At 63.0% G+C, this 25,966-nt stretch carries 25 protein-coding genes and 1 riboswitch; of the genes, 19 read left to right on the top strand and 6 right to left on the bottom strand.

From position 1 onward, the window contains the following. Positions 1-1,791: a chloride channel protein gene (locus tag J7U39_RS06300; protein ID WP_210630966.1), complete on the bottom strand. Its 1,791-nt coding sequence runs from the start codon at positions 1,789-1,791 to the stop codon at positions 1-3. Positions 1,792-2,017: 226 nt separating this feature from the next. After that, positions 2,018-2,415, top strand: a riboswitch (cobalamin riboswitch). Positions 2,416-2,746: 331 nt separating this feature from the next. Between J7U39_RS06300 and cobU the strand changes: the two genes are divergently transcribed. From cobU to cobO, 4 genes are read left to right on the top strand one after another with little or no spacing between them, the layout of a single operon-like run. After that, a complete protein-coding gene (gene cobU, locus J7U39_RS06305; RefSeq protein WP_210630967.1) occupies positions 2,747-3,268 on the top strand; it encodes a bifunctional adenosylcobinamide kinase/adenosylcobinamide-phosphate guanylyltransferase in 522 nt (173 codons plus the stop codon). Positions 3,269-3,274: 6 nt separating this feature from the next. Then, positions 3,275-4,330, top strand: a complete 1,056-nt coding sequence (gene cobW / locus J7U39_RS06310) for a cobalamin biosynthesis protein CobW (RefSeq protein ID WP_210630968.1) — start codon at positions 3,275-3,277, stop codon at positions 4,328-4,330. Between the two features lie 3 nt (positions 4,331-4,333). Next, on the top strand, positions 4,334-8,494 hold the full coding sequence (cobN, locus tag J7U39_RS06315) for a cobaltochelatase subunit CobN (protein WP_210630969.1): 4,161 nt from the start codon (positions 4,334-4,336) through the stop codon (positions 8,492-8,494). Next, positions 8,494-9,129: a cob(I)yrinic acid a,c-diamide adenosyltransferase gene (gene cobO / locus J7U39_RS06320; RefSeq protein ID WP_210630970.1), complete on the top strand. Its 636-nt coding sequence runs from the start codon at positions 8,494-8,496 to the stop codon at positions 9,127-9,129. Before cobN ends, cobO begins: the two co-directional genes overlap by 1 nt. Positions 9,130-9,134: 5 nt before the next feature. On the opposite strand, the gene J7U39_RS06325 is transcribed toward cobO, so the two are convergent. From J7U39_RS06325 to J7U39_RS06335, 3 genes are all read right to left on the bottom strand, one after another. After that, positions 9,135-9,929 (bottom strand): helix-turn-helix transcriptional regulator, encoded by a 795-nt coding sequence (locus tag J7U39_RS06325; protein ID WP_210630971.1) that lies wholly within the window; start codon positions 9,927-9,929, stop codon positions 9,135-9,137. Continuing rightward, a complete protein-coding gene (locus J7U39_RS06330; protein ID WP_247241727.1) occupies positions 9,929-10,294 on the bottom strand; it encodes a nuclear transport factor 2 family protein in 366 nt (121 codons plus the stop codon). The genes J7U39_RS06325 and J7U39_RS06330 overlap by 1 nt, the downstream gene beginning before the upstream one ends. Positions 10,295-10,367: 73 nt before the next feature. Further along, complete coding sequence (locus J7U39_RS06335) at positions 10,368-11,177, bottom strand: TSUP family transporter (protein ID WP_210630973.1); 810 nt, start codon at positions 11,175-11,177, stop codon at positions 10,368-10,370. Between the two features lie 99 nt (positions 11,178-11,276). Here J7U39_RS06335 and J7U39_RS06340 point away from each other — a divergent pair, with 99 nt between their 5' ends. After that, positions 11,277-11,696, top strand: coding sequence for a cobalamin biosynthesis protein (locus J7U39_RS06340; RefSeq protein ID WP_210630974.1), 420 nt, complete (start codon positions 11,277-11,279; stop codon positions 11,694-11,696). 71 nt (positions 11,697-11,767) lie between these two features. Then, positions 11,768-12,718, top strand: coding sequence for a nucleoside hydrolase (locus J7U39_RS06345; protein ID WP_210630975.1), 951 nt, complete (start codon positions 11,768-11,770; stop codon positions 12,716-12,718). 114 nt (positions 12,719-12,832) lie between these two features. Here the strand turns inward: J7U39_RS06345 and J7U39_RS06350 are convergent, their stop codons facing one another. Next, positions 12,833-13,276, bottom strand: a complete 444-nt coding sequence (locus J7U39_RS06350) for a DUF805 domain-containing protein (protein WP_210630976.1) — start codon at positions 13,274-13,276, stop codon at positions 12,833-12,835. A gap of 286 nt (positions 13,277-13,562) precedes the next feature. On the opposite strand from J7U39_RS06350, the gene cobA reads away from it, so the two are divergent. The 6 genes from cobA (at position 13,563) to J7U39_RS06380 (ending at position 18,558) form a co-directional block, all read left to right on the top strand. After that, complete coding sequence (gene cobA, locus J7U39_RS06355) at positions 13,563-14,402, top strand: uroporphyrinogen-III C-methyltransferase (RefSeq protein ID WP_210630977.1); 840 nt, start codon at positions 13,563-13,565, stop codon at positions 14,400-14,402. Beyond that, positions 14,399-15,706: a cobyrinate a,c-diamide synthase gene (locus J7U39_RS06360; RefSeq protein WP_210630978.1), complete on the top strand. Its 1,308-nt coding sequence runs from the start codon at positions 14,399-14,401 to the stop codon at positions 15,704-15,706. Before cobA ends, J7U39_RS06360 begins: the two co-directional genes overlap by 4 nt. Next, entirely contained in the window at positions 15,703-16,710 is a 1,008-nt protein-coding gene (gene cobD / locus J7U39_RS06365) for a threonine-phosphate decarboxylase CobD (RefSeq protein WP_210630979.1), read from the top strand. The genes J7U39_RS06360 and cobD overlap by 4 nt, the downstream gene beginning before the upstream one ends. Further along, positions 16,707-17,687, top strand: coding sequence for an adenosylcobinamide-phosphate synthase CbiB (cbiB, locus tag J7U39_RS06370; protein WP_210630980.1), 981 nt, complete (start codon positions 16,707-16,709; stop codon positions 17,685-17,687). The genes cobD and cbiB overlap by 4 nt, the downstream gene beginning before the upstream one ends. A 92-nt stretch (positions 17,688-17,779) precedes the next feature. Beyond that, complete coding sequence (locus J7U39_RS06375; protein ID WP_210630981.1) at positions 17,780-17,980, top strand: hypothetical protein; 201 nt, start codon at positions 17,780-17,782, stop codon at positions 17,978-17,980. Positions 17,981-18,129: 149 nt separating this feature from the next. Beyond that, positions 18,130-18,558: a L,D-transpeptidase gene (locus J7U39_RS06380; RefSeq protein ID WP_210630982.1), complete on the top strand. Its 429-nt coding sequence runs from the start codon at positions 18,130-18,132 to the stop codon at positions 18,556-18,558. Between the two features lie 42 nt (positions 18,559-18,600). On the opposite strand, the gene J7U39_RS06385 is transcribed toward J7U39_RS06380, so the two are convergent. Beyond that, on the bottom strand, positions 18,601-19,320 hold the full coding sequence (locus tag J7U39_RS06385) for a Crp/Fnr family transcriptional regulator (RefSeq protein ID WP_210630983.1): 720 nt from the start codon (positions 19,318-19,320) through the stop codon (positions 18,601-18,603). A 287-nt stretch (positions 19,321-19,607) separates the two neighbouring features. On the opposite strand from J7U39_RS06385, the gene J7U39_RS06390 reads away from it, so the two are divergent. The 7 genes from J7U39_RS06390 (at position 19,608) to J7U39_RS06420 (ending at position 25,885) form a co-directional block, all read left to right on the top strand. Beyond that, a complete protein-coding gene (locus J7U39_RS06390; protein WP_003540486.1) occupies positions 19,608-19,886 on the top strand; it encodes an acyl carrier protein in 279 nt (92 codons plus the stop codon). Positions 19,887-20,003: 117 nt separating this feature from the next. Continuing rightward, positions 20,004-20,486, top strand: a complete 483-nt coding sequence (locus J7U39_RS06395) for a 3-hydroxyacyl-ACP dehydratase FabZ family protein (protein WP_210630984.1) — start codon at positions 20,004-20,006, stop codon at positions 20,484-20,486. Then, positions 20,483-21,688, top strand: a complete 1,206-nt coding sequence (locus J7U39_RS06400) for a beta-ketoacyl-ACP synthase (protein ID WP_210630985.1) — start codon at positions 20,483-20,485, stop codon at positions 21,686-21,688. The genes J7U39_RS06395 and J7U39_RS06400 overlap by 4 nt, the downstream gene beginning before the upstream one ends. A gap of 10 nt (positions 21,689-21,698) precedes the next feature. Further along, positions 21,699-22,985: a beta-ketoacyl-ACP synthase gene (locus J7U39_RS06405; RefSeq protein WP_210630986.1), complete on the top strand. Its 1,287-nt coding sequence runs from the start codon at positions 21,699-21,701 to the stop codon at positions 22,983-22,985. A gap of 56 nt (positions 22,986-23,041) precedes the next feature. After that, on the top strand, positions 23,042-24,070 hold the full coding sequence (locus J7U39_RS06410; RefSeq protein ID WP_210630987.1) for a zinc-binding dehydrogenase: 1,029 nt from the start codon (positions 23,042-23,044) through the stop codon (positions 24,068-24,070). Between the two features lie 6 nt (positions 24,071-24,076). Further along, entirely contained in the window at positions 24,077-25,012 is a 936-nt protein-coding gene (locus J7U39_RS06415; protein WP_210630988.1) for a lipid A biosynthesis lauroyl acyltransferase, read from the top strand. 180 nt (positions 25,013-25,192) lie between these two features. Then, entirely contained in the window at positions 25,193-25,885 is a 693-nt protein-coding gene (locus tag J7U39_RS06420; protein WP_210630989.1) for a PAS domain-containing protein, read from the top strand. The last annotated feature ends 81 nt before the right edge of the window (positions 25,886-25,966 follow it).

Below are 25,966 nucleotides of genomic sequence, written 5' to 3' on the forward strand. Positions count from 1 at the left end.
TCAAATCTCGCCCGACACCTCGCGGCGGCGCCGGTCGAGTTCTTCGCTGTAGCGGCGCAGCGTGTGGCTTTCGCTGAGCTGCCCCACCACCTTGCGCTCGATCAGATTGTTGACGACGGCGAGCGCTTCGCTTTCGCTCCTGTCGAAGATCGCCGCCGCCTGCTTTGCATTCATCTGCGGCTGCAGGAAATCATTGCGGTAGCGGACGAAATCGGCAAGCCTCTGGCTCTCGTCCTGGGCGTCGGTCGGATTGGCGTAGATCTCGGGCACCAGCACGAGGCCAGCATATTTTTCGTTCTCCTCTACGAGAATGACGCGTTGGGTTGAGCCGATCGGGAAGGCCTTCTTGAAGTCTTCCAGCGAGATATCGGCCTTTGCCGTCTTAACGTCGGCGCGCATCAGCTTGTTCACCGTCAGATTGCGGATCCAGCCAACGTCGTGGGCGCTGCGGATGCTTTCGCCGCGCAGGTGGAAGCGCCATGTGGCGAAGGAGTAGCCGAAGGTCGAGCGCACGACGAGCGAGGAGGTGATGACGGCGGCAAGAACCAGTGCCGTGATCGGGAAATCGCCAGTGATTTCGAGCGCCAGAAAGGTCATCGTCAATGGCCCGCCAATGACGGCGACCGCCAGGGAACTCATCCCGACCACGGCATAAATGACCGGCGTCAATGTCGCATCGGCGAAATAGGGGCCGCAATAAGCAAAGAGCTTACCGAGCAGGGCGCCCATGAACAGCGAGGCGAAGAACAGCCCGCCTCTGAAACCGGAGCCGATCGAGATCGCCGAGGCAAGGGATTTCAGGAGGAAGAGACCGATCAGCGCCGGGATTGCCACGTCGCGGGAGAGGTTCAGATGCAGCGCGCCGTGGCCAGCCGAGAGCACCTGCGGCGAAATCATCGCCAGAAGCCCGACGATAATGCCGCCGAGCGCCGGGCGAAAGGGCGGGGCAATCGAGCTTTTGCGCGCCACCTCCTCGACGAAGGCCACGCCCTGCATGAGGAGAATGCCAACGCCGGCGCAGAAGACGCCGAGCAGCAGCGCCGGGATATAATCGGCCGGCACGACCGAGCCGAAGCTGCCGATATCGATGGTGAAATCGCCCTCGGCAAGCAACCTTGCGATGAGGGTTGAAACGAGGGCGGAGACGACGACCGGGGTCAACGACACGATGGTGTAGGTGCCGATGATCAGCTCGAAGGCGTAGAAGGCGCCCGTCAGCGGCGCGTTGAAAGCGGCGGCGATGGCGCCGGCCGCGCCGCAACCGACGAGTATGCGCAGGTCCGAGCGGCGCAGCTGCAGCTTGAGGCCGAATTTGGAGGCAATGCCGGCGGCGAGCTGGGTATAGCCGGCCTCCAGACCGACGGAGGCGCCGAAGCCGTTGGAGATCAGGTTCTGCACGGCAACGATGATGCTGTCGGTCAACGAGAGGCGGCCGCCATGCAGCGCATTCGCCTCGATCGGGTCGACCATCGGTTTCTTGCGCCGTTTGGCGAGGACCAGAAGCAGCAGGCCGAGCAGGGTACCGCCGATGACCGGGGCGGTAAGCAGCAGCATCTTGTCCTCGATGACCGACGCGCTCAACCTTTCGCTGTCGGCGATGCCGAAAACTAGCTGGTGCAACTCGTTGGAGACATAGCTCATGCCGGTCACGGCAAGACCCGAGGCGATGCCGACGATGGCGCCTGCCAGCGACAAGCCAACTTCGCTGCGGCGCGTCAGGGCGCGCAGCCGGCCCGGATCGAAGAAAACACGCAGCGTGCGCAGGCGGCGCCGATCCAATTTCATAAGCATGGCTAGACAACTAGGCGATGAGAGGCCGGGTCAAGGGCGGAGGTGCAGTCGCCTTGCAACGCAATTGCGGCGAAAAGCCGACGGTCGGGTCAAATATTTATGACGTAAGCCGCTGATAATAGACGATATTTCCGGTAGGGTCAGTGGTGTTGGCCGATCTTTTGCGCAGTCTGGAGCTGGAGCGGTTGCGAAGGTCGGTTGACTTCACCCCCCGGCTTGCCTAACCATCCCAGGGATAACGGATGGTTCCGGATCGGCATTTCGCCTTCCGGATGAAAAGGGAATGTGACGGGGCGGACCCACATCGGGCGCCTTCATCACAGCCGACCCCGCGACTGTAGAGCGGTCAGGGTCTTCCATCCGGCATCGAACCCTTTCGGCCGGCGGGCTGCAATCGTGCAGGCGGGCGGGGTGGGCGGCATGCCGGAAAAGCCACTGGAAATGCATGGTGATCAACCGGGGTCGGACGCCTCTATCTCTACGAATCGTCCACCTTTTCACCGAGGCAGCCGGGAAGGCGAGGCAGATCCGCTGGCACGATCAGGGGCGACCGGACTTCCGGTTCGCCCCGATCGCCGCCGATAACCGCGAGCCAGGAGACCTGCCTTCCGTGCCGGGCGAAAAGCCCAACCCTGGGCAAGAGACCCGCTGCCAGCACGGAGGTTGTTTTGGCTGAACGATTGAATTCAGCGCCGCCTCTGGTGGTGCGCTTGGAAGGTGACTTGCAGATGCCGCCGCCGTCCGGCACGGGGCCGCTGGGAAGGAGTTTCCTTTCCTCCCTCATTCCTGTGCTTGTCACAGGAATCCAGCGGGCCCAAGTCCTTGGGCACAGGAGAATCCCTTCACGGCAGCATAGAATTATTCACGGCGCCGACGCGCCGTGGCTGGATTCCTATGACAAGCACAGGAATGAGGTGGGGCGGGGTACCGCATCCGGTCATAGGACTGTCTGGGCATGACGGCTGCCCCCTCCCACACCCTCATCCTCGGCGGCGCCCGTTCCGGCAAATCCCGTTTTGCCGAAAATGTCGTTATGGCAAGCGGCGACGAGCGCCACTACCTCGCCACCGGCCGTGCCTGGGACGAGGAGATGCAGACGCGTATTGCCCAGCACAAGGCCGATCGCGGCCCTTCCTGGACGACGCATGAGGAGCCGCTCGATCTTCTCGGCGTGCTTGCCGCGATCGACGGCGAGGGGCGCATTGTGCTTGTCGATTGCCTGACTCTCTGGGTGACTAACCTGATGATGGCGGAGCGCGAGATGGCTGTGGAATTTGCCGCGCTCGCTGATTTCCTGCCTGGCGCCAAGGCGCGGCTGGTCTTCGTTTCCAACGAGGTTGGCCTCGGCATCGTGCCTGACAATCGGATGGCGCGCGATTTTCGCGATCATGCCGGACGGCTGCACCAAATAATCGCGGCGCAGGCCGACGAAGTCTATTTCATCGCGGCCGGTCTGCCGCTGAAAATGAAGGGTTGAAGTTCCATGATCCAGCAGAAAATCCCCGCAACCGTCATCACCGGCTTCCTTGGCGCCGGCAAGACGACGATGATCCGCAACCTGCTCACCAATGCCGGCGGCAAAAAGATTGCGCTTATCATCAACGAATTCGGCGATCTCGGTGTCGATGGCGAGGTGCTGAAGGGCTGCGGCGCGGAGAATTGCAGCGAGGACGACATTATCGAGCTCACCAATGGCTGCATCTGCTGCACCGTCGCCGACGATTTCATTCCAACGATGACGAAGCTCCTGGAGCGCGAACAGCGGCCTGACCATATCGTCATCGAAACCTCCGGCCTCGCCCTGCCGCAGCCGCTGGTCTCCGCCTTCAACTGGCCTGATATCCGCACCCAGGTGACCGTCGACGGCGTCATTACGGTTGTCGACAGTGCGGCCGTTGCCGCCGGCCGTTTCGCCGATGACCATGCTGCTGTCGAGGCGGCGCGCGTCGAGGACGACTCGCTCGATCATGAGAGCCCGATCGAGGAGCTGTTCGAAGACCAGCTCACATGCGCCGATCTCATCGTCCTCAACAAGACCGACCTGATCGATGGGGATGGCCTGGGCCGCGTGAAGAACGAAGTCGCCTCCCGCATCGCCCGCAAGCCGGTCATGATCGAGGCCAGGAATGGCGAGGTGCCGGCAGGCGTGTTGCTCGGCCTCGGCATCGGCGCGGAAGACGATATCGCCAACCGCAAATCCCATCACGAGCTGGAGCACGAGGATGGGGCGCCACACGACCACGACGAGTTCGACAGCTTCGTTGTCGAACTCGGCGCTGTTTCCGATCCGACAGTCTTTGTCGAGAAGCTGAAGGGCATCATCGCCGAGCATGATGTGCTGCGCCTCAAGGGCTTCATCGACGTCTCGGGCAAGCCCATGCGCCTGCAGCTGCAGGCCGTCGGCAGCCGCATCGACCAGTATTTCGACCGCGCCTGGGCAGCGGGCGAGGCGCGCCGCACGAGCCTTGTCGTCATCGGCTTGCACGAAATGAACCAGGGCGCGGTGCGCAAGGCGATTGAAGCGCTCGTTCAAGGATAATCGATGCATCTGCTTCTGGCCCAGCAGGGAACGATCAGCGACGGCGAAGAGGCAATCGACCTCGGCCAGTCGCCGGGCGATATGCTGTTCCTTTCGGCTGCCGACACCGAACTTGCCGCGGTCGCTACCGCCTATCGCGGGTGCGAGGGGATGCCGCATTCGCTGAGGCTCGCGAATCTGATGAGCCTCAAGCATCCGATGTCAGTCGATACCTATGTCGAGCGAACGGCCCGGCACGCCAAGCTGATCGTCGTGCGTGCGCTCGGCGGCGCCAGCTATTTCCATTATGCGCTGGAGGCGCTGCACGCCGTTGCCGCCCGCAACGGCGCACTGATTGCAGTATTGCCTGGCGATGCCAAGCCAGATGCGGGGCTGGTTCCTTTCTCCAATGTTGACCTCGACGATCTCAACGCGCTCTGGGTCTATCTGATCGAGGGCGGCGACGCCAATACGCGGAGCTTCCTTGCTTATGCCTCGGCGATGCTATCGGGCGCGGAGAAGCCGGCGCTGGCAGTGCCTTTGATGAAGGCGGGGATCTGGTGGCCGGGGCGAGGGGCGATCGGGGTCGAAGAGTGGCGGCGGGTCGTCGGTTCGCATGTCGCGCCAACGTCGTCCGTCAAGCGTGGGGCACCCCCCTCTGTCTTGCCGGACATCTCTCCCACAAGGGGGGAGATCAGCAAGTCGCTCGGACTTCCAACAAAAAAATTGCGTGAGAATGCCGCACTTTCGGCTGAAGAGATGGAGCGAAGCCTCGCATCCCCGATCTCCCCCCTTGTGGGGGAGATGTCCGGCAGGACAGAGGGGGGTACACCAAGCTCGACAGAAGAGGTGGAATTCGAACCCACGTCCCCCATCGTCGCCATCAGCTTCTACCGTGCCCTCGTCCAGAGCGGCGAGACCGGGCCGGTCGAGGCGCTGGTCGAGGCCCTGGCCGCACTTGGCCTGCGGCCGCTGCCGGTCTTTGCCTACAGCCTAAAGGATCCCGTTTCGACAGGCATTCTCGAGAGCGTGTTTTCGGCGTTGAAACCGGATGTCGTCATCAACACAACGGGCTTTGCGGTCTCCGCGCCGAGCGCGGACCGGCAACCGACTGTGCTGGAGACGGATGGCGCAGTCGTACTGCAGGCAATCCTGTCGGCTTCGTCGCGGGAGGCCTGGGTGACCTCGTCGCAGGGTCTGTCGGCGCGCGACCTCGGCATGAATGTGGCGCTGCCCGAAGTCGACGGGCGGGTGTTGGCGCGGGCGGTGTCCTTCAAGACGGCGGCGCGTTACGACGCGGCTGTCGAGGCGAACATCGTCGCAAGCCTGCCCGACGCCGGCCGGCTCCGCTATACGGCGGAGCTCGCCGCCAGTTGGGTGCGGCTGCGCCGGACGCCCGCCAATAGGAGGCGCATCGCCCTCATCATGGCGAATTATCCGAACCGCGACGGCCGACTCGGCAACGGCGTCGGACTCGACACGCCGGCCGGCAGCATCGAGGTGCTTCGGGCGATGGCGGGTGCGGGTTACCCGGTCGCCGATGTTCCGGCCGATGGCGACGCGCTGATCTGGCATCTGATGGAGGGGCCGACCAATTCCCGGCATGACGGCCGGGTCATCCGCGAGGCTCTTTCGCTCAGTCGCTACAAAAACTTCCTGGAATCTCTTCCCAAAAAGATTCAGGATGAGGTGAGGGCGCGCTGGGGCGAGCCAGAGAACGATCCCCATTTTCGCGACGGCGTCTTCGCCCTGCCTTTCGCCCGCTTCGGCGGCGTCCTGGTCGGCATCCAGCCGGCGCGCGGCTACAATATCGATCCGAAGGAGAGCTATCATTCGCCGGATCTCGTGCCGCCGCATGGCTATATTGCCTTCTATGCTTTCCTGCGGCGCGAATTTGGCGCCGACGCCGTCATCCACATGGGAAAGCATGGCAATCTCGAATGGCTGCCGGGCAAGGCGCTGGCGCTGTCTGAGACATGTTACCCGGAAGCGATCCTCGGGCCGCTGCCGCACCTTTATCCCTTTATCGTCAACGATCCCGGCGAGGGCACGCAGGCGAAGCGCCGCACCGCCGCCGTCATCATCGACCACCTGACGCCGCCGTTGACGCGGGCCGAAAGCTATGGACCGCTCAAGGATCTGGAGGCGCTGGTCGATGAATATTACGAAGCTTCGGGTGGCGATCCCCGCCGCATCCGGCTGCTCAGCCGCCAGATCCTCGATCTCGTCGCCGATATCGGGCTGGATCGGGATGCGGGGATTGCGAAAGGCGAGAGCGAAAGTGAGGCGCTGAAGAAGCTTGATGCCTATCTCTGCGATCTGAAGGAGATGCAGATCCGTGACGGGCTGCATGTGTTCGGCGTGTCGCCGGAGGGGCGGCTGCTGACGGACTTGACCGTGGCGTTGGCGCGGGTCCCGCGCGGGCTGGGAGAGGGCTGTGATGCGAGTTTGCAGCGGGCGATTGCTGCGGATGCTAGGTTGAGTTTCCCCCTTCTCCCCAGCGCGGAGAGGATGTCCGCCAGGACAGATGAGGGGGCGAGCGACGGCAGGAGCGGGCGGCTGAGCGCAAGCGAGGCCGAGTCTGTGGCCCCCTCATCTGACCCTTCGGCCCCCCTTCTCACCGCCGGGGAGAAGGTGAGTCGCGCGCTTCAGCGTCCTTTTGACCCACTCGACTGCGACATGGCGACTCTTTGGACGGGCCCGCGTCCGGCTATTCTCGCAGATGTCCTCGACGCCCCCTGGCGCAGCAACGGCGACACCGTCGAGCGCATCGAACTGCTCGCGGGCAAGCTCGTTTCCGGCGAAATGGGGTGCCCAACCCTCTGGTCCCAAACCAGAACGGTGCTCGACGAGATCGAATCCCGGCTCAAGCCTTCCATTCTCGCCTGCGGCCCGGCGGAGATCTCCGGCCTTCTGCGCGGCCTCGACGGCCGGTTCGTCGCCCCAGGCCCCTCCGGCGCGCCGACGCGCGGGCGGCCGGATGTGCTGCCGACGGGGCGGAATTTTTACTCCGTCGACAGCCGCGCCGTGCCAACGCCGGCCGCCTACGAGCTCGGCAGAAAATCCGCGGAACTGCTGGTGCGCCGCTATGTTCAGGATCATGGCGAGTGGCCGGTCTCCTTCGGGCTGACGGCCTGGGGCACGTCGAACATGCGCACGGGTGGTGACGATATCGCCCAAGCTTTGGCGCTGATCGGTGTCAAGCCGCTCTGGGACATGAGTTCGCGCCGCGTCACCGGCTATGAGATCATATCGCAAACAGTGCTCGGGCGGCCGCGCGTTGATGTGACGCTCCGGATTTCCGGCTTCTTCCGCGACGCCTTTCCCGAGCAGATCGCCCTGTTCGACATGGCGATCCGCGCCGTCGGGGCACTGGATGAGGATGCTGCCGACAACCCGATTGCCGGGCGCATGCGCGGCGAGGCGGCTCGGCTGGCCGCTGCCGGGCTCGATGAGAAGGCGGCGGTGAAGCGGGCGGGTTACCGCGTCTTCGGCTCTAAACCCGGCGCCTACGGCGCGGGACTGCAGGCACTGATCGATGAAAAGGGCTGGGAGCGGCGTGCCGATCTTGCCGAAGCCTATCTCGTCTGGGGAAGTTATGCCTATGGCGCCGGCGAGGAGGGCAGGGCCGAACGCGGCCTGTTCGAGGAGAGGCTGCGCTCGGTGCAGGCCGTCATTCAGAACCAGGACAATCGCGAGCATGACCTGCTCGATAGTGATGACTATTACCAGTTCGAGGGCGGCATGGCGGCTGCGGCCGAGCAGCTCGCCGGTACACGTCCAGCGATCTATCATAACGATCATTCCAGGCCCGAACGACCTTTGATCCGCTCGCTCGAGGAGGAAATCGGCCGCGTCGTGCGCGGGCGCGTGGTCAATCCGAAATGGATATCGGGCGTCATGCGCCATGGTTACAAGGGAGCCGCCGAGATCGCCGCCACCGTCGATTATCTCTTCGCCTTCGCTGCGACGACGGGCGCGGTCGGCGCGCATCATTTCGAGGCGGTCTATCAGGCCTTCGTCGCCGATCCGGACCTGCGCGGTTTCATGATCGAGAAAAACCCGGCGGCATTCGACGAGATGAAGGAGCGGCTGCGCGAGGCAATCGATCGCGGGCTCTGGACGCCGCGCAGCAATTCGGCCCGGTTCGACCTGGCTGCTACGAAACTGAATGAGGTGCACTGATGAGTGACGAGATCCCAGAAAACGAATCGACCAAGGACGATGCCCGCCACGCCGAGAGGATGGCGAAGAAGAAGGCTGCGCGCGACAAGATCATGGCGACCAAGACGGACGGCAAGGGCCTGATCATCGTCCATACCGGCAAGGGCAAGGGTAAGTCGTCAGCCGCCTTCGGGATGATCTTCCGCCACATCGCCCACAGCAAGCCGTCAGCCGTCGTGCAGTTCATCAAGGGAGCGATGTGGACCGGCGAGCGCGACCTGATCGAGAAGCATTTTTCCGATCTCTGCCAGTTCCACACGATGGGCGAGGGCTTCACCTGGGAAACGCAGGACCGGGCCCGCGACATCGCCGCCGCCTCGGCGGCCTGGGAAAAGGCCAAGGAACTGATCCGCGATGAGCGCAATTCCATGGTGCTGCTCGACGAGATCAACATCGCGCTGCGCTACGACTATCTCGACATCAACGAGGTCGTCGCCTTCCTGAAGAGCGAGAAGCCCCCTATGACCCATGTCGTGCTGACGGGGCGCAACGCCAAGGAAGAACTGATCGAGATCGCCGATCTGGTCACCGAGATGGAACTCGTCAAACATCCGTTCCGGTCGGGCATCAAGGGCCAGCCCGGCGTGGAGTTCTGAGCCACTCAGTTGAGTGCCAGGCTGCGCAGGATGGCGGCCGTTTCCTCATCCGCCGGAAAGAAGGATTCGACCGCGAGCTCCGACAGGGTGATATCGACAGGCGTGCCGAAGACCGTCGTTGTCGAGATCAGCGACAGCAACCCGGCTTTGTTCGCAAGCCGGAGGGGAACGGCGATACCGGCATAGTCGGCGTGGTTTTCGCCGGGCCGGTCCGACGCCGGATAGGACCGGAGCTCCTTCAACAGCTTTTCCAGAACAGGATCACCTGAGGCCGATATCTGCTGACGCAGCCTGTCGAGGAGGTGGCCGCGCCACTCACCGTGATTGACGATATGCGGCGCCAACCCCTGCGGATGCAGGCTGAGGCGCAGCACGTTGACGGGCGGCGCGAGCAGCGACTGATCGGCAACGCCTGACAGCAAGGGAGCGATCGCAGCGTTGGCGGCGACCAGGGTCCAGTGGCGGTCGACCGCCAGTGCCGGGAAGGGCTCGTGCCCTTTCAGCACCATGTCGACGGCGCGTCGCGCCGCCTCAAGGGCAGGATCATCAAGCTTGCGTTCGGCAAAGATTGGGGCGAAACCCGCCGCCAGCAGCAGCGGGTTGCGGTCGCGCAGGGGCACGCCGAGGCGTTCGGCAAGATGCAGCAGCATCTCGCGGCTCGGTGTCGCGCGCCCGCTCTCGATGAAGCTCAGATGCCGCTGCGAGATCTCCGCCTCCAGCGCCAGGTCGAGTTGGCTCATGCGGCGGCGCTGGCGCCACTCGCGCAGGTGATCTCCGAGGGAGCGGGCGGCCGGCGTCATCAGGTGGCTGCCGGCAGTTGGTCGATGAAGCCGCGCACGGATTTCAGCTTGCCGCCGTCGAGTTCGGCGAAATCCGTGCCCTTGATCAGCGCTTCGCCGTTTTCGGGCCCGAGCCTCCAGGAAAAGCGCAGGTTGTCGCCATAGCCGTCGGCCGCGCCGATCAGTTCGAAGCGGAAGCCGGGGAAACGGCTTTGCACGGCCTCGACCAGCGCATTGATCTGCTCGTGACCTTCGCCGCGCATCAGCGGATCGACATAGGTGGCCGCTTCCGCCCAGCTCTCGGCGATGAGAGCGCGGCGGCGAGCGCCATCCGTCTCGTTCCAGACGGCGAGGTAGCGCTCGGCTTTGGTCTTTGCGTCGTTCATCAGGTCATCTCCTTTTGATCGCCCGTCAGTTCCAGGCAGCGCGATCATGCGGGAAGGTGGCGCACCCTATCAATTACGCCTGAGGTAATGGGCGCTGGCAGATGCCAAGCCAGACACGCAGCGGATTTGCCGGATCGGCGAGCAGCTTCACCGCAAGGGCGACGCAGACGATGACGAGCAGCGGCTTGATGAGCTTTGCGCCGATGCGCATGGCGAGCCGTGAGCCCAATTGTGCGCCGAGGAACTGGCAGACGCCCATCAACAGGCCGATCTTCCAGAGGATTGCGCCGAAGCTTGCGAAGACGATCAGCGCACCGAGGTTCGAGCCGAAATTCAGAAGTTTGGTGTGCGCGGTGGCCTTAAGCACGCCGAAGCCGGCGAGGGTGACGAAGGCGAGCATGAAGAAGGAGCCGGTGCCGGGGCCGAAGACGCCGTCGTAGAAGCCGATGGCCGGCACCAGCGTCAGGCCGAAGGCGAAGGGCGTGATGAGACGGTGTTTGTCGAGGTCGTTGAGATTCGGTTTGACAGCAAAGAAGATCGCGATTGCCAGCAGCAGCACAGGCATGATCGCTTGAAGCACCTGTCCTGGTACGATCGTCGCAAGAGCGGCGCCGAGTGCCCCGCCCATGACGGACATCAGCGCCATCGGCAGCTGTTCGGAAAGCTCCACATGGCCCTTGCGGGCGTAGGCGAGCGTCGCGGAAGCGGCGCCGAAGATCGATTGCACCTTGTTGGTTCCGAGCGTCTGCAGCGGCGGGATGCCGGCGATCAGCATGGCAGGAACCGTAATCAGACCGCCGCCGCCGGCAATGGCATCGACGAAACCGGCGAAGAAGGCGGCCGCGCAGAGCAGCAGAAGCAGATCAAGGGCGATGTCAGGCAAGATGCTATTCCAGAAGGATCTTTCACGGGTCTTGTTGCATTTCCCCCTCCAAGCTGCAATGGCTGCAAGGACACAGCAGGGGTACATTCGGCTGCCTCCATGAGCGACATTTCTTTCGATGCGACAAGGCGCCATGTGCTCGGGCTCGGCTGCGAGCGCGGGACGCCGGTCGCCGAGGTGCAGGCGCTGGCCGTTGCGGCCCTGGCGGCGGCCGGTATCGGTGCGGAGGAACTCGCCGCTATTGCTTCTATCGACAGCCGCCGTAAGGAGGCGGCTATCCTCGCGGTCGCCAGGCATTTTGGCGTGCCGGCCGTATTCTTCGACGCGCCGCGGCTGGAGCGGGAAACGCCGCGGCTCAAAAATCCGTCGGCCGTCGTCTTTGCTCGGGTCGGCTGCCATGGGGTGGCGGAATCGGCAGCGCTTGCGGCGACCGGTGATAATGCCGAACTGATGCTTGGCAAAATCAAATCGGCGCATGCAACGGCGGCAGTTGCCCGTGGCGGGTTGCAGAAAGCCTGATGGTCGCTATGGTGGCGGCAATTCGCGGCGCCACCCGGCAGCCTCGCGATTCACATTCTAGAGGAAAAATCATGCACAAGGTCATTTATGACACTGACCCGGGCGTTGACGACGCCATGGCGCTTCTCTTCCTGCATCGGCATCCCGAAATCGACCTGATCGGCATCACCACCGTGTTCGGCAATGCCTCGGTCGAGACGACGACGCGCAATGCGCTCTTCCTCAAGCGTGAATGGAATATTCCTGCACCCGTCGCCAAAGGCGCCAGCGTCACCATCGATGCCTCGCGCGCGGCGCGGGAGTGGCCTTCCATGGTGCATGGCGACAACGGCCTCGGTGATATCGAGGTGCCAGCGTCGATCGACCTGCCGCTCGATCCGCGCCCGGCGCACCGCTTCATCATCGACACCGTGCGTGCCCATCCCGGCGAGGTGCGCCTGGTCGCGGTCGGGCGAATGACCAATCTGGCGCGGGCGTTGAAGGAAGACCCGGAGATTGCGACCCTGGTCAAGGACGTCGTCATCATGGGTGGCAATTTCTATGTGCCCGGCAATGTCTCGCCGGTCGCCGAGGCCAATATTCATGGCGATCCCGAGGCCGCCGACATCGTCATGACCGCGCCCTGGAAGGTCGCAGTCATCGGCCTTGACGTCACCTCGATCACCACCATGAGCCGCAGTTATCTCGGCAGGATGGCGGCCGAGGGAGATGGTGCCGTGAAACTGCTCGACGCACTCTCGCAATCCTACATCGACTTCTACAAGCATGCGGTCGAGGACGGCATGATGGTGCATGACAGCTGCGCCGCAGTCTACGTCGTGGCGCCGGAGCTGTTCTCGTCCATCTCAGGTGCGGTGCGCGTCGTCTGCGGCGGCATTGCCGACGGCCAGACGATCGTCAAGCCGGACAATCGCCGGTTCCCGCCCGGCGATTGGGATGATCGGCCGAGCCAGATCGTCACCACAGGGATCGAGTCGGAAAAGGTCCTGACGCTGATCCGCGATACGCTGCTTCGCGGCTGAGTGTCTTCAACGCCGATTGGAATGTATTTCACCACAGCAGGCGTCGCCTGGCGTCATCCTCGGCACAGGCCACAGCGATACGCCCGGATCTCCGCAACCTCTCGCGGCGGGCCATTATCCGCCCAGCAAACCTAAGCGGGCGCCGGCGGAGCCGGGCACTTCGCCAAACCTGTTGGGGTCCTTCGAGCCAGGAGTTAGGATGATTGCAAGATGGACCGCCAGCAGAAAGATGCTCATGAGAATTACTGCGGTCAGGGAGCCAACTGCTTCGTAATAGCCGTAGAGCAGGTGAAGCATGAAGACTGAAGCGGTCCACCAGCCGCTCTGATCGAAATCATGCAGTCGCATCACCATTAGGCAAAGGCAGGTGATGAGCGCCAGCGCATAGGTTAGGGCGATTAACTCCTTAACCCTTGAAATCGCTTCCCGAGTTCCGACCAGCGTCAGTAAGTGAGTGAGAGCGAATACCACGGCCGCGGCGACAGCAATGACTGCCACGTTGAACAGGAAATAGCGAAGACGACCAAGCCTGCCCCGTAACGAGAATATTCTGAGCATTGTCCCCTTACTCGCGCTCATAGTTAGACGGTTGCATTGAAGTAGCGTCAAACGGCAATTGAAAGACTATCGTAGTTCTTTTTTGGCGAGGAAGAAAGCGGAGTTGACCGACTCCATGCGCGGCCGGTCGCGAGGGTAATATCATAGTGTATTCATATTGCTGCATCGCTTTCCTGCGATATCGAATCCGCTCGTTTGCAAAGTGAGTCATTGTCATCTCAGCAACTTCAAGTGAGGTGGCGCAGGCGGCGTTGACCTTGGCTCTCGCTGGGCCTAGATCAACAAAATGTCGAATAGTTTATTCTCCCATTTGCCGGCGTTGGAGCCGGGCAGCGTCTGGCTCGTCGGGGCCGGTCCGGGTGATCCGGGCCTGCTGACGCTCTTGGCCGCCAGGGGGCTCGCCGAGGCTGATGTGATCGTCCACGACGCGTTGGTCAATGAGGACTGCCTGAGGCTCGCGCACCCCGGCGCCGAACTCGAATATGCCGGCAAACGCGGCGGCAAACCCTCGGCCAAGCAGCGGGATATTTCGTTGCGCCTGGTGGAACTGGCGCGCGCCGGCAAGCGGGTGCTGCGGCTGAAGGGGGGCGATCCCTTCGTCTTCGGGCGCGGCGGCGAGGAGGCGCTGACGCTGGTCGAGCACAATATTCCGTTCCGCATAGTGCCGGGCATCACTGCCGGTATCGGCGGGCTTGCCTATGCCGGCATTCCGGTGACGCATCGCGAGATCAATCATGCGGTGACGTTTCTGACCGGCCATGATTCCTCCGGCATCGTGCCGGACAGGATCGACTGGGAAGCGATCGGCAAGGGTTCGCCGGTGATCGTCATGTACATGGCGATGAAGCACATCGCCCAGATCAGCGCCAAACTCATTGCTTCGGGCCGCTCGCCATCCGAGCCCGTGGCTTTCGTCTGCAATGCGGCGACCGGCGCGCAGCAGGTGCTGGAGACGACGCTCGGGCAAGCGACCGAGGCTGTTACCGCCTCCCGGCTCGAGCCGCCGGCGGTGGTCGTCATCGGCGAGGTGGTGCGGCTCCGAGCCTCGCTCGATTGGCTCGGCGCTCTCGCCGGACGACGGCTGCAGCCGTATCCGTTCCGCCAGTCCGGCCAGGTGCTGGCATGAGCGGCCTCCTGATCGCAGCTCCTTCTTCCGGCGTCGGCAAGACGACGGTGACGCTCGGCCTGCTCAGAGCCTTGCGTCGGCGCGGCATCGCGATCGCGCCCGGCAAGGCCGGCCCCGACTATATTGATCCCGCCTTCCATGCGGCGGCAAGCGGCACGCCCTGCCTGAACTTCGACCCCTGGGCGATGCGGCCGGAGCTGATCTCGGCCAATGCGACGCTGCACCGCTCCGGCGACCGCATTCTCGTCGTTGAGGCGATGATGGGGCTGTTCGACGGAGCGGCCGACGGGAAGGGGACGGCAGCGGATCTGGCCGCCCAGCTCGGCCTTTCCGTGGTGCTGGTCATCGACGCTTCGCGCATGTCGCAATCGGTCGCGCCGCTAGTAGCGGGTTTTGCCGGTTTCCGCGCGGATGTTCGCGTTGCCGGCGTCATCCTCAACAAGGTCGGCAGCGAACGGCACGAGGCGATGCTGCGTCAGGCGCTCGAGGCGATTCGGATGCCGGTGATCGCCGTGATCGGCACCGACGAGGCGCTTGTCCTGCCGAATCGCCATCTCGGCCTTGTTCAGGCCGGTGAGCATGCAAGCCTCGAAGATTTCATCGAGCATGCGGCGGATGCCGTCTCCGAGGAATGCAATTTCGAGTTTCTGCTGCGCATCGCCAGGCAGGGCCTCAACCGGCCGTCGGCTGCCAATATCGATCGCCTGCCGCCACTCGGCAGTCGCATTGCGGTGGCCCGTGATATCGCTTTCGCCTTTTCCTATGAGCATATGCTGCTTGGCTGGCGGCGGCGGGGGGCTGCGATTTCCTTCTTCTCGCCGCTCGCCGACGAGGCGCCCGCTGCCGATGCTGATGCGATCTATCTGCCTGGCGGTTATCCCGAACTGCATGCCGGAACGCTCTCCCAGGCGTCGAATTTTCGCGCAGGCCTTCTCGATGCGGCGGCGCGCGGCATCCGGATCTATGGCGAGTGCGGCGGCTACATGGTGCTCGGCGATGGGCTGATCGACGCAGAGGGCATCCGTCACGAGATGCTCGGTCTGCTGCCCGTTGTCACCAGCTATGCCGCGCGAAAACGCCATCTCGGTTATCGCCACGTCATGCCGCTCGACGGCGCGATCTTTCAGCGAGCGATGACGGCGCATGAATTCCACTATTCCACCCTCATCTCCGAAGGCGAGGGCGAACGGCTGTTTCAGGTCCGAGATGCGCTCGGAACCGATCTTGGCCCGGCGGGGCTCCGGCGCGGGCAGGTGGCGGGTTCCTACATGCATCTGATCGATCTTGCCGGGATTGCCGCGTGAGCGCGCCGATCGTCCATGGTGGCGGAGTCACTGCCGCTGCTGCCGCCTTTGGCGGCAGGCCGGAGGACTGGCTCGACCTTTCCACCGGGATCAATCCGTGCCCGGCTGCCCTGCCGGAAATCCCTGCAAGGGCTTGGCACCGCCTGCCGGACAGCCATCTGGCCGAAGAGGCAAGGTGGGCGGCGCGCGATTACTATGGGAGCGGCGAGATCCTGCCGCTGCCGGTGCCCGGCACGCAATCGGTGATCCAACTTCTGCCGCGGTTGCTGACAAAGGATGAGGGCGCCAGGGTCGCCGTCGTGGCGCCGACCTATGGCGAGTATGCGCACGCTTTTAATTCAGCCGGTTTTGCCGTCGATACCGTCGGTCATGTCGCTGCGATCGGAGTTGAGCATCGGCTTGCGGTCGTTGTCAATCCGAACAATCCCGATGGGCTGACATGGCCCGTGGAAACGCTGATTGGCCTGCATGACAGGATGAAGGCGGTCAATGGACTTCTGGTTGTCGATGAAGCCTTCGGCGACGCCGATCCGGCACTCAGTCTCGCCGGCCACGCGCAGCGGCTCTCAAATCTGGTGATCTTCCGCTCCTTCGGCAAGTTTTTCGGGCTCGCCGGCCTTCGGCTCGGCTTTGCGATTGCGCGTGATGATATTCTCCAGCGTTTCGAGGGATGGCTCGGACCCTGGGCCGTGTCCGGGCCGGCGCTTTCGATAGCAGGCTCGCTGCTGCGTTCGGACGTTTCCCCCATCCGCCAGCTCATCGATGAACGCGGCGTCGGGCTTCATGCGGTGCTGACCGGGCTCGGGCTGCAGATCGCAGGGGGAACGGCGTTGTTTTCCCTTGTCGACGATGCCAGAGCGAGCGACATTTACACGCATCTCTGCCGGCATCATATTCTCGTCCGCAAGTTCGACTATGCGCCCGGATGGCTGCGTTTCGGGCTGACGCCTGATCCGGCGGCGGACCGGAGGCTTGGCGAAGTCCTTCAGAGATTTGAGCGATGACGATCGACCTAAACCTTCTCGTGCTGCTTCTGGCGCTGCTGCTCGACCGGATCGTCGGCGATCCGCAATGGCTCTGGTCGCGCGTGCCGCATCCCGTTGCGATTTTCGGAGCGGTGATCTCCTATGCCGACCAGCAGCTCAATCCTTCAAGCCTCACGGGCCATCAACGGCGGATGAACGGCGTCGCCGCCATCGTAGCGCTGCTGTTGCTGGCCCTGGCGGCAGGCTTCGTGTTCAACCGGTTTTTCGCGCTGTTCGGCCTCGCCGGCATCCTGTTGGAGACCGGATTGGTGGCGATCTTCCTGGCGCAGAAGAGCCTTGCCGACCATGTCGCCGCCGTTGCCGTCGCCCTGCGTGAGGAGGGGCTTGTCGGTGGACGGGCGGCCGTTGCCCGCATTGTCGGGCGCGATCCCGAGACGCTGGATGAGCCGGCCGTCTGCCGCGCGGCGATCGAAAGCCTTGCCGAGAACTTCTCCGATGGCGTCGTCGCGCCGGCGATTTGGTATGCCATTTTCGGCATGCCAGGGCTTTTCGCCTACAAGATGCTGAACACGGCCGATTCGATGATCGGCCATAGATCGGAAAAATACATCGATTTCGGCTGGGCGGCCGCTCGGCTCGACGATGTCGCCAACTGGCCGGCCGCGCGCCTCTCCATCCTGCTGATTGCTGCAGGCGCCTGGATCCGGCGCGGCACCAGCGCCTGCCGCGAGGCGATCCGGGTAGCGATGCGCGACGGCGGCTTGCACCGTTCGCCGAATTCCGGCCGTCCGGAAGCGGCAATGGCGGGTGCGCTGAATGTCCAGCTTGCCGGACCGCGCATCTACGGCGGCGTGCTCGTTACCGAACCGATGATCAACAATCCCGGGCGCGATGTCGCGACATCCGGCGACATCGAGGACGGTGTCTCCGTTTATCAGGCGAGTTGCATGGTGCTTGCCGGCATCACGTTCGGATTGTTTTTGTGCTTCCTGTGAGGGGCTTGCGCCATAGCTCACCCCCCGGTGGACAGTCACGCCGCAAACGTTTATGCGAAACGCCTCAAATCCATCAGACCGGAAGCAGAGCGATGACAGTTCAGGTTGAACTACCGTGCCCGAAGTGCAAAAGCACCAAAATGAAATTCGAGCGTCCCGAGATCCGGGAGACGGACATCATAAGCTGCGCGGCCTGCGGCCATAATCTCGGCACCATGGCCTCCATCCGCGAAAGGATGAACAAGGCCTATCAGCAACTCAAGCAGAGGCCGGCGGGGCGCAAGCTTCAGTGAGGGGAGCGGCCGTCCTGCGGCGCTTAAACCGGTCATTGCCCTGTTAGAATTGTGATTACCATTCGGGTTAAAGCTATGTAATCAAGTATCGTCGTAGTCTCTCTGTCGTGAGGGCGCAATCAAATGCGCGGGTGCGAAGAGGGATTATCATGAAGACGATTTTTGCCGCCGCGGCGGCAAGCTTATTACTGCAGTTTTCTCCGGCTGCGGCTGAGGCAGCAGCGCTGGTTGCCAATATCAGCATCGGCAAGCAGACGATGACCGTCACCGAGAACGGCTTCGTCAAATATCGCTGGAAGGTTTCCACCGCGCGCAATGGTTATGTCACGCCCACCGGCTCCTGGAACGCCAAATGGCTGTCGCGCGATCATCGCTCGCGCAAGTACGACAATGCGCCGATGCCTTACGCCGTATTTTTCAACGGCGGTTACGCCGTTCACGCCACCTTCGATCTGAAGCGTCTCGGCACACCGGCCTCGCATGGCTGCGTTCGCCTGCATCCTGACAATGCGGCCGAGTTCTTCTCATTGACGCGGCAGGCGGGTCTTGCCAATACCCGCGTCGTCATCACGCGCTGATCCCGGATCAGCGCCTGACTCCGAATGCGACGTCTGATCCTGTTACGCGCTGATTCTTTCCAGTTCATCCAGATCGGGAACGACGATATGTCTGGAGTTCTCGATCAGGATAACACCCCGCTTGCGCAGCCTGGTCATCTGCCGGCTGACGGTTTCGATCGTCAGCCCGAGAAAATCGGCGATCTCGGCGCGCGATAACGGCAGATCGAAGGCGGTGCTGATCGCGGTTTGCGGCTCGGCATGGGTCGCGATGAGGTGGAGCAGGCTTGCAACCTTCTCTTCCGCCGTGCGGCGGCCGAGCGTCAGCATCCATTCGCGCGCGGCGTCGAGCTCGTTGAGCGCCTGATCGTGCAGCCTGCGCTGCAGCTCCGGCGTCTCCGCGATCATGCGGTCGAGCAGGTTGCGCGGGAAGACACAAATTTCGGCGTCGGTTGCCGCCTCCGCCGACAGTGTGCTTTCGCGCACGAAGGGTCTGCCGACGAAATCGGGAGCGAACTGCAGGCCGACGATTTGCTGGCGTCCGTCCGGCATCATCTTGCAGAGCTTCACCACGCCGCGCATGATGTTCGAATAAAACGAACTTTCCGATCCTTGCGCAATGATCTCCGAGCCGGCCTCGATCTTGCGGCGCAGGGAGTGGCGGTTGAGCTCCTTCAACTGAGCGTTCGACAGGGCGCCGCAGACGACGCCGTGCCGCGCCTGACAGGAACGACATGCGACGGGCGTGCCTGTCTCGAAAATCTCGCTGCTGGCAACGTCCATCGTCGGGATCCTTCAAAAAGCCGGACACGTGGAACGCAATCGCAATTCCTTCCAGCGCGGCTTGATGATTATCAAATGCCAGCGCGCATAATTTGATTCAGATCAAAGACCGGTGCGGATGTTGGACAGCCGCATCCTGTTTTCGGCGCCTGCACTCACCGGTGTTCCATTGCTGTTTAGGCAACACCTTATTGTCAATTTGCCGTAACGCCCGGACGAAAGCATTGGCTTTTGAAAAGGATTTGCCTATGAGGGGGTTTAAATCGTCATTTCATGAGGTACAGCGCGTGACCGCTACATTCGATAAAGTTGCCGACATTATTGCAGAAACCAGCGAGATCGATCGCGCCACGATCACGCCGGAGAGCCATACGATCGACGACCTCGGTATCGACAGCCTCGATTTCCTCGACATCGTCTTTGCGATCGACAAGGAATTCGGCATCAAGATTCCGCTCGAAAAGTGGACGCAGGAGGTCAATGAAGGCAAGGTTTCTACGGAAGAATATTTCGTGCTGAAGAACCTCTGCGCCAAAATCGACGAGCTCAAAGCGGCCAAGGCCTGAGCGACACACCAGTCTTTTTTGAACGCCCTGCCGCCCTGAGTATGGCGGCCGGGCGGTTTCGTTCCTAATTAGGCGTCACCGGCGGGCGGATTTGGCCTGCCGGGCCGGAGGATCCGAATGCTGCTGGAATATTTCCAGATGATTGACCGCGTCGAAGCGGTGGACCTGAAGAAGGGGACGCTTGCGGCGCGTTCCGTCGTACCGGCCAAGAGCCCCGTCTTCGAGGGCCATTTTCCCGGTATGCCGCTCGTTCCCGGCGTGCTCCTGATCGAGACCATGGCGCAGGCTTCCGGCATGCTGGTGCTTGCCGTGACCGACTTTGCCGCCATGCCCTTCCTGATGTCGGTCGACGGTGCCAAGATGCGCACCTTCGTCGAGCCGGAAGCCGTGCTCGATATCGAGGCGGTGCTGGAGCATGACGGGTCGGGTTTCGCGGTCACCAAGGCCAAGATCACCAGCGGCGGCAAGAAGGTCTGCGATGCGCAGCTGAAACTGCGCACCATGCCCTTCAGCGAAGTTCCGCTCGGCGATATCGTTAAAAAACGCGCCGGCGAGGTCGGGCTTCTCAAAGCGATCGCAGCGCAGGGAGTGGTTGGATGAGCAAGGCTGCAAACGACGTCGTCATTTCAGGCGTCGGCATCGTTACCTGTCAGGGCGTCGGCAAGGAGGCGCATATCGCGCTGCTTTCGGCGGAGAGCGCGCCGAAGGCGATCGTCGAGACAGAGAAATTCAAACCCTATCCGGTGCATCCGCTGCCTGAGATCGACTGGTCGCAGCAGATCCCCAAGCGCGGCGACCAGCGCCAGATGGAGAACTGGCAGCGCATCGGCGTCTTCGCCGCGGGTCTTGCGCTCGACGATGCCGGCTTCAAGGACAATATTGAGGCCTGCGGCACGATGGACATGATCGTGGCGGCCGGCGGCGGCGAGCGCGACATCAACGTCGACACGCTGATCGTCGACGAGGGCTTGAAGCGCAACGACCGCGAACTGCTGCTCAATGAGAAGCTGACGACGGAACTCAGGCCGACGCTATTCCTGGCGCAGCTTTCCAATCTGCTTGCTGGCAATATTTCCATCGTTCACAAGGTCACCGGCTCCTCGCGGACCTTCATGGGCGAAGAAGCGTCGGGCGTTTCCGCCGTCGAGACGGCGTTCTGGCGCATTCGCTCCGGCGAATCCACCCATGCGCTGGTTGGCGGCGCCTTTGCTGCCGAGCGCCCGGATATGATCCTGCTTACCGAAGCGATCGGCGCGCACACGCGCGGCGAATGGGCGCCACTCTGGTCGCGCTCCGGCCTCGAGGGCGGCGGCATGATCACCGGTTCCGCCGGCGCCTTCCTGGTGCTGGAATCGCGCAAGCATGCGCAAGAACGCGGCGCGCATATTTATGCGACGATAAGCGCCGTTGAGGGCGATCGCGGCAATCGCGCTGCCGGCAATTTCGAAGTGCGGATGGAACGGCTGCTGAAGCCTGCCGCCGAGCTGCCGGCAGAGAGCATGGCGATCTTCTCCGGTTCGACCGGCATGCACGAGATCGCCGCCCGCGAAAAGGCGGTGCTGGAACATCAGCTTCCGGGTGCGGCGATCCGCGGCTTCGGCGGCGTTTCCGGTCACACGATCGAGGCGCAATTCCCGCTGGGGCTGGCGCTCGCAGCCCTGGCCATCGATGCCAACGCAAAGGTTCCACCCTTCGACGCTGCCCATGAAGCGCCGATGAAGGCGGGCACCAAGGCGGCCGTCGTAACGACGGTCGGACACCAGCGCGGCGAGGGCGTCGCCGTTCTTTCCGCAGAGGCGTGAGGAGAGAGATATGACAGCTTCCGCTTACAGGGATCACCTCGGTCGGCCGATCATCGCAGTGACCGGCATGGGCATCATCACTTCGCTCGGCCAGGGGCTGAAGGACAATTGGGCAGCTCTTTCCTCCGGCACCTCGGGCATCCATGCGATCAATCGCTTTCCCACAGAGGGTCTCTCGACACGGATTGCCGGCACTGTCGATTTCATAGACATTCCGGTGCCGAATGCCGTCGAGCGTTCCTATGCCTTTGCGCGCGAGACGACCATCGAGGCACTAGCCGATGCCGGTCTATCAGGCGATTTCAACGGCCCGCTGTTCCTTGCCGCGCCGCCGATCGAACCCGAATGGAGCGCCCGTTTCGAACTTGCAGACCGCTCGCCGGCCGCCGATCATCCGGGCGATGCCTATGAGCGCTTCCTGACGGCGCTGCGCCAGCGCCCGGACCCGGCCTTCCACGAGGCGGCCTTGTTCGGCGCGATTTCCGAGCGCCTTGCCGACCGGTTCGGCACGCGCGGCCTTCCCGTGACCTTGTCGACGGCCTGCGCCTCCGGTGTCACTGCGATTCAGCTCGGCATCGAGGCGATCCGCCAGGGCCGTACCGATCGCGCACTGACGGTTGCGACCGACGGGTCGCTCAGCGCCGAGGCGCTGATCCGCTTTTCGCTTCTGTCGGCTCTTTCGACGCAAAACGATCCGCCGACCAAGGCCTCCAAGCCGTTCAGCAAGGATCGCGACGGCTTCGTCATCGCCGAGGGTGCGGCGACGCTGGTGCTGGAATCGCTGGAAGCGGCGGTCGCCCGCGGCGCCAAGGTGCTCGGCATCATGAAGGGCGCCGGCGACAAGGCCGACAGCTTCCACCGCACCCGGTCTTCGCCCGACGGCGGTCCGGCGATCGCGACGATCCGCGCGGCCCTTGCCGACGCAGGCATCGACGAGAGCGGCATCGGCTACATCAATGCGCACGGCACCTCGACACCCGAGAACGACAAGATGGAATATGGCGCCATGTCGGCCGTCTTTGGCGAACGGCTCGTCGCCATTCCGGTGTCGTCGAACAAATCGATGATCGGCCATACGCTGACGGCGGCGGGCGCGGTCGAGGCGGTGTTCTCGCTGCAGACGATGCTGACGGGCACGCTGCCGCCAACGATCAACTACGCCAATCCCGACCCGTCGATCGTGCTCGATGTCGTGCCGAACAGGAAGCGGGAGGCCCAGGTTTCGGCCGTGCTTTCAAACTCCTTCGGCTTCGGCGGGCAGAATGCCAGCCTTGTCATGGCGCTCGAACCGGCTTAAGCGGTTCCCGACAATTTCAAGACGAGACGAACGCCTCCGAGGCGAGGGATTTTGCCATGCGCGCTTTGCAACTGATCGACGACCGCAAGCTTGAGATCACCGACCTGCCGGAACCGGAGGCACCTGCCGCCGGCGAGGTGACGCTGCGCGTCAAGGCGGTGGCGCTGAACCATATCGACGTCTGGGGCTGGCGCGGCATGGCTTTCGCCAAGCGCAAGATGCCGCTCGTCATCGGCGCGGAAGCCTCCGGCGTCATCGAAGCGATCGGTCCCGGGGTCGCCAATGTGCTGCCGGGCCAGCTGGTTTCGATCTATGGCGCGCGCACCTGCGGCCTCTGCCGGCCCTGCCGCGAAGGCCGAGACAATCTCTGCGAGCATGTTTCCGGCGTGCATGGTTTCCATCTCGATGGTTTCGCGCAGGAGAAGGTGAACCTGCCGGCGCGTCTGCTCGTTCCCGCACCTCCCGGTGTGGATGCGATCGGCGCCGCACTCGCTCCCGTCACCTTCGGCACGGTCGAGCACATGCTGTTCGACAACGCCAAGCTCGAGCCCGGCGAAACGATCCTCGTCCATGCCGGCGGCTCCGGCATCGGCACGGCGGCAATTCAACTGGCCAAGAAGATCGGCTGTACCGTGATTACCACGGTCGGTTCCGATGACAAGATCGACAAGGCCAAAGCTCTCGGCGCCGATCACGTCATCAACTACCGCACCGACCGCTTCGAAGGCGTGGTGCGCAAGCTCACCAAGAAGAAGGGTGTGGACGTCGTCTTCGAACACGTCGGCAAAGACACCTGGGCGGGTTCGATGCTCTGCATGAAGCGCGGCGGGCGTCTCGTCACCTGCGGCTCGACCTCCGGCGTTTCCACAGAGATGAACCTGATGATGCTGTTCCAGCAGCAGCTGAAGCTCTTCGGCTCGTTCGGCTGCCGCATGGAGAACATGGCCGATGCAATGCAGAAGATGGGCCGCGGGCTCGTCCATCCGGTCATCGACACCGAAGTCGGCTTCGACGATATCGACCGGGCGCTGGAGCGGATGGAAAGCCGCCAGATCTTCGGCAAGATCATTCTGAAGATGGACTGACCTCACGTGAAGCTGTTCATTACCCGGGTCGTTCTGGCGCTCAGAAATTTCCAGCAATGGCTGGTGGCGCAGGCGATGTTCGGCTTCCTGAACGTGCTGAAGCTGTTTCCGGCCGATGGCGCGATTCGCTTCGCCGACCGGATGATGCGCCGCCTCGGCCGGCGGACCCGCCGCCATAAGCTGATGCTCGTCAATCTGCGCAACGCTTTCCCTGAGAAGAGCGAGGCCGAGATCGAAGAGATCGCGCTCGGCAGCTGGGGAAATATGGGTCGGCTCGCGGCCGAATACGTCTTTCTCGACCAGCTCTTCGACTACGACCCCGAACGGCCGGAGCCGGGCAGAGTGGAGGTGTCGGGCATCCCCATTTTCCTCGACCTGCGTGACAATCCGCGCCCCTTCATCGTCTTTACCGGCCATACTGCCAATTTCGAGCTGCTGCCGGTGGCGGGCGCGGCCTTCGGGCTCACAGTCACCGTGCTTTTCCGGCCGCCGAACAATCCCTATGTCGCAAAGAAGGTATTCGACTTCCGCAGCGCCCGCATGGGCAAGCTGGTGCCTTCGCATGCCGGCTCCTCCTTCGCGCTCGCACGCCAGTTGGAGGCGGGCCAGGGGGTGGGCGTGCTCGTCGACCAGAAATTCGGTAAGGGGCTGAAGGGCACCTTCTTCGGGCTAGACGTGAAGACCAATCCGCTGCTGCCGAAGCTGGTGCGCCAGTTCGATTGCGAGGTCTATCCGGCACGCTGCATCCGCCTGCCAGGTAATCGCTATCGGCTGGAAATCGAGCCGCGGCTGGAGATGCCGCGCGACGCTAAAGGTTATCTCGACCTGCCGGCGGCCGCCCAGCTACTCAACGACAAGGTGGAGAGCTGGGTGCGGGAATATCCGGAACAATGGCTCTGGTATCACGACCGCTGGCAGATCAAGAAGACGCTCGCGCCTTGAAAATCAAACCCTGATTTATCAGCGGTGAAAAGCGGCAGGTGCTCTCGGATTGAAACCGAGTAAACTTCATGTTAGCCGTCACCACCAAGGCGCGAATAACAGCCACCTTAGGGCGCATTTGGGAAAGTGCTGCCACACAATTTGGACACGCCACTTGGGACAATGGGAGTGGGAGGCGTCTTGCTGGAGCTTTTTCGAGCCTTTTCCTTGCGCTGCGCGCAAATAGAGGAAGCCATACGTCTGGGCGATGATCAACGCGTCATGTTGCTCGACCGTCACGTCGAGCCGCTGGTCGAGGCTATCCTGGCCTGCCGGGCGGCCAATCTGCTCGAGGTCTATATGCAGCTACAGTTCGTCAGCCATCTTGTCGCTCGGGACGCGGACGACAGCGCCAGCGTCAGAGAACATGCGGCGGTGCTTTCCCATCTGCTCGACTGCTATTTCGGCACGCATGCGCCGGACTGGCGGGTGCCTTCGCCGCAGGATGTGCGCATCGAGCCGCCGGCAGCCTATGTGCCCGACACCGACAACGGCCAATTCCTCAACGCGGCGATCCTCGAAAGCCTGCCGGGCCGTGTCGCGGTGCTGACCAGGGACTACCGCTACCTCTATTCCAACGCGGCCAACAGCGTCCATCTCGACAGGAAGCCAATGGAACTGATCGGGCGTCACCTTTCCGAATTCATCGGCGAGGAGCGCTTCGCCGAATGCGCCAAGCACAGGCTGGACGCGTGTTTTGCCGGCGAGGAGATCGACTACACCTATGAGCGCCAGGCTGGCGGCGGCGCATCGCGGCAGATACGCTGTCGCATGTCGCCGCTGCGCGACGCGGGCGCGACGGTGATCGGCGCTCTGATCGTGATGGATCGGTAGTTTAGAGCAATTCTGTTTTTCTTCGAATCACGGAATTGTTCTATCGCTTGGTTTTCACGCAATTCCGGACGCAAAACCGCT

It is taken from the genome of Rhizobium sp. NLR16a (assembly GCF_017948245.1).
In the GTDB taxonomy this organism is placed as follows: domain Bacteria; phylum Pseudomonadota; class Alphaproteobacteria; order Rhizobiales; family Rhizobiaceae; genus Rhizobium.